This is a genomic window from Verrucomicrobiia bacterium (assembly GCA_035460805.1).
In the GTDB taxonomy this organism is placed as follows: Bacteria; Patescibacteriota; UBA1384; order CAILIB01; family CAILIB01; genus DATHWI01.
The window spans coordinates 1-3,583 of record DATHWI010000047.1; the positions used below are offsets into that span (position 1 = coordinate 1).

5 protein-coding genes and 1 tRNA gene are annotated in these 3,583 nt (G+C 50.6%); 1 reads left to right on the forward strand and 5 read right to left on the reverse strand.

What is annotated here, in order from left to right; translation table 11 throughout:
- Positions 1–215: 215 nt before the first annotated feature.
- The 5 genes from VLA04_01665 to rpmH all read right to left on the reverse strand — a co-directional run bounded on the left by VLA04_01665 (position 216) and on the right by rpmH (position 2,072).
- Positions 216–305: transfer RNA gene (locus VLA04_01665), tRNA-Ser, on the reverse strand.
- Positions 306–510: 205 nt separating this feature from the next.
- Entirely contained in the window at positions 511–1,371 is an 861-nt protein-coding gene (locus VLA04_01670; protein HSI20404.1) for a YidC/Oxa1 family membrane protein insertase, read from the reverse strand.
- A gap of 9 nt (positions 1,372–1,380) precedes the next feature.
- On the reverse strand, positions 1,381–1,620 hold the full coding sequence (yidD, locus tag VLA04_01675) for a membrane protein insertion efficiency factor YidD (protein HSI20405.1): 240 nt from the start codon (positions 1,618–1,620) through the stop codon (positions 1,381–1,383).
- Positions 1,596–1,922 (reverse strand): ribonuclease P protein component, encoded by a 327-nt coding sequence (rnpA, locus tag VLA04_01680; protein ID HSI20406.1) that lies wholly within the window; start codon positions 1,920–1,922, stop codon positions 1,596–1,598. The genes yidD and rnpA overlap by 25 nt, the downstream gene beginning before the upstream one ends.
- Positions 1,923–2,072, reverse strand: a complete 150-nt coding sequence (gene rpmH / locus VLA04_01685) for a 50S ribosomal protein L34 (GenBank protein HSI20407.1) — start codon at positions 2,070–2,072, stop codon at positions 1,923–1,925.
- Positions 2,073–2,384: 312 nt separating this feature from the next.
- On the opposite strand from rpmH, the gene dnaA reads away from it, so the two are divergent.
- A partial coding sequence (dnaA, locus tag VLA04_01690; protein ID HSI20408.1) for a chromosomal replication initiator protein DnaA occupies positions 2,385–3,583 on the forward strand: 1,199 nt, incomplete at its 3' end.

The following is a 3,583-nucleotide window of genomic DNA, read 5'->3' on the forward strand; positions in this document are numbered from 1 at the left end:
TGTGGCGGCCACTATGCCGGCATCCCTTCACGAGAGGCCTCCCTGAGGCCTCTTGATTTATATAAGAGAGGCAGGGATAACGCTCAAGCCTTCGGCTCTCGCTAACTTCGCTTTCCGCTACGCTCCATATGGTATTGGCGAAGTCGAACCTAGGAACCAAATCCCACACCTCGACGTTAAAAAGAAATACACCCCAATGGGGTGTATTTCTTTTTTGGCGGAGAGGCAGGGATTCGAACCCTGGATACGGTTACCCGTATAACGGATTTCGAGGCCGCCGCTTTCGACCACTCAGCCACCTCTCCGAGTGAGGACATAATAATGTGCTCGCGTATTGTCTATTGTATACCAGACTTAGACCTGAAGAAGTAGGCTTTACGCTACAGGTATTTCTGTGTATATTCGCGGGGTAGGGCCTGGCAATCTTGATGGGAAACAAACGGACGTGTCTGTCCACACCATCAAGCCCAGGTTTAGGGATCCAAGGGGAGCGCATCGCGCTCCCTCTTTTTATTTACTTTTCTTCCGCACCGTCACCGTCACGCCGGCTTTTGTATTGGTAGAAGTCTGCTCCTTGATCTGATCCATTACCCGCGGGGAGCGTGGCTTGTGCTCAGGGTGTTCGGCATCAGCTTCCTTAAGGGCAGCATCCACACCGGTGATGGCGTATTTCTCTTTGTTCACATAGAACTGCTGAACAACCTGGAAAGCGGTGCTTACTACCCAGTAGAGGGCGACACCAGCTGGGAAACTCAAGGCAAAAAGCAGGGTGGTCGCAGGCAGGAAGTACTGCATGATCTTCTGCGTCATCGCATTTGGATCAGGAGTACCATCTGGGTTAGGTGCCACTGGGGTAGCCGGCATCATAAGCCTGGCTTGGACGTACTGCATGAGTGCAGCAAGGACCGGCAGTACGTATGTCTTGTCCGGGGCAATCAGGTTGATGCCAAAGAAGTTGTTGTTAATGAACTCTGGACGAGGCAACCAGGCGTACAAGTGTGGGTTGTCTGGGGTCAGTCCAAACCGGATTGAGTAGTAGAGGGTAATAAGAACAGGGATCTGGATAAGGAGCGTAATGCAGTTCCCGAATGGGTTGATGTCGTTCTTCTTATAGAGCTCCATCTGCGCCATGGCAAAGCCCTGCTTGTCATCGCCATATTCCTGCTTAAGCTCGGCAGCCAATGGGGCAATCTGCTGCATTTTCCGCTGCGTCTGTGCCGCTTTCTTGGAGGGGATGAGGAGGATGAAGCGCACCAAAAGGGTCAGTAGCACAATTCCTACTGCCGCATAATGACCAGGGACTGCCCAAATAATGAGCGTCAGCAGGTTAATGAGCGGGTAGTAGATGAGAACGCGGAGAATTTCGAGCATGGGGACGGGTTAGGGAAGGGGGTCGTGACCGCCCCGGTTCCATGGATTACAGCGGATTATCCGCCAGAGAGCAAGAATACCACCCTTTAGGATACCGTAGCGTTCGATTGCTTGGTAGCCGTATTCACTGCAGGAAGGGGTAAACCTACAGTAGCCCAGGGGGTACTGGGACTTACGCGGGCTGTGGTCTGGCGACCATACCTGCTGGTACCAACGGATGAGTGCTAGCGCGACAGTACGCGGAGACATGAGGAAAGGCTGTCACGGATAGATTGGTAGGATAGGTCTACACTGCCAGTATGCGCTTTCACCACCAGGTTCCCCTGAGGAAGGGTGCATTCTTTCAACGCAGCCCTAATGCGGCGCTTTACAACATTCCGCTCTACGGCCAATTTGGAAACTTTTTTATCAACAATTACTGCTACCCTATGGCCATCCTTAACGGTTGGGAAGAGGTAGCAGGTAAGTGGACCGTGGGAACGGCGTGAGCCGCGACGGAATACTGTGAGGATATCGTGCGAGCGACGAAGCCGGCTCGAGCGAGGGAACATCTAGTACTTTTTGGTGGAATCAGAAACGGTAAGGCTCTTGCGACCCTTTGCCCGACGGCTTTTAATCACGTCGATAGCCTTCTTCATACGAGCACGGAAACCATGCTTGCGAAGACGCTTCCGTTTATTGAGCGTTCGATCTACGTACATTTGGAGAACTTTCAGTAAGTATACCGAAATACTGTACCTGATTTTAATCTATTGAGCAAGAGAAAAGCACAAGGTAAAAGGCCCACCACGGAGATGGACCTTGGAGCGCGCATGCGGTACGCGTTTCAGACACCTTCCTTATACATTAGACATTGGGGGAAATGCAACAAAATGTGGAAAACTCTATACAGTTGTGGATAACTTAGATAGTCTGATTTACGCAGGGCAAGCAGCCCTATTTTCTACGCCCAAACAAACACCGAAGTGACCGAGGAAAAGAACACTTTAATCTGGAAAACGATAATGAAGGAGATGAAGTCCGCCTTCAACCCTGCGTTGCAGCAGGTCATCTCCAAAAGTTGCTCTTTGCGCTCTATTTCTGATGGGGTAGCCGATATATCTGTGGATAACACGGTAACTGGAAAACTAATCCGGAAGTATGCTTTTGAGAGCATGACGGAACACCTTACCGCGGCTTCAGGGGAACCTGTACGTGAGCTTATTTTCACCGTTGTTGCGCCTAGTAAAGAGGCGAAGAAAAACCAGTCTACCCACATGGAGAGTGCAGAGCCTAAGAAGCAAGAGCTTTTTACTTCTCACCGGGGAACTATAGAGCCTGATGGACGGGTGACATCCAACCTAAACCCTAAGTACACCTTTGCCAACTTCATTGTAGGTAAGCGAAACCAAGTAGCTCATGCCGCAGCTATTGCGGTAGCTGAAACACCGGGCAGTGTTTACAACCCACTCTACCTTTATGGGGGAGTAGGCCTTGGGAAAACCCACCTCATGCAGGCAATTGGGAACTATGTTCTCCAGAACGACCCTTCCAAGAAAGTTCTCTACATTACCTCTGAGACTTTCATGAATGAGTTTGTGGCAAGTATCCGTGGTGGTGCTGGTAAGGATGATTTCAAGAAGAAATACCGCAATGTAGATGTCCTTCTTGTGGATGACATTCAGTTCCTTGCAGGTAAAGACGGTACACAGGAAGAGTTCTTTCACACCTTCAATGCACTCCATCAAACAAACCGGCAGATTATCATCACGTCCGACCAGCCCCCAGTAGCCCTCAAAGACCTCGAGGAACGCCTTTCTAGCCGCTTTAGCATGGGAATGGTAGCAAACATGCAGCTGCCGGAATTGGAGACGCGCCAGGCCATCCTAATGTCCAAAGCGCAGGAGCGCGGCATCTTCCTACCCCCAGACGCACTGGAATACATCGCCAACTCAATTGAGACCAACATCCGTGAGTTAGAGGGTGCCCTTTCACGGGTTGTCCTAGAGATTCATGCTACTGGCAAGCGCAACCCAAGCCTTACCGATGTAAAAGAAGCGTTGCGTGGCATGGTTGGGGAGCCAAGGGTTCAGAAGAAAAGCATTGTTCAAGAGTGGATGGAGCTGGTGTGCGACTTCTACCAGATTGATAAAGAAGATATTACTGGGCCACGCCGTCAACAAGAGTTTGTCCGGCCTCGCCAAATCCTCATGTACATCATGAAATATGAGGT

What these genes read in the sequence shown, in the direction of transcription:
- VLA04_01670 (HSI20404.1), bottom strand. Translation starts at nt 1,371, where the DNA reads ATGCTCGAAATTCTCCGCGTTCTCATCTACTACCCGCTCATTAACCTG.
- yidD (HSI20405.1), bottom strand. Translation starts at nt 1,620, where the DNA reads ATGTCTCCGCGTACTGTCGCGCTAGCACTCATCCGTTGGTACCAGCAG.
- rnpA (HSI20406.1), bottom strand. Translation starts at nt 1,922, where the DNA reads ATGTTCCCTCGCTCGAGCCGGCTTCGTCGCTCGCACGATATCCTCACA.
- rpmH (HSI20407.1), bottom strand. Translation starts at nt 2,072, where the DNA reads ATGTACGTAGATCGAACGCTCAATAAACGGAAGCGTCTTCGCAAGCAT.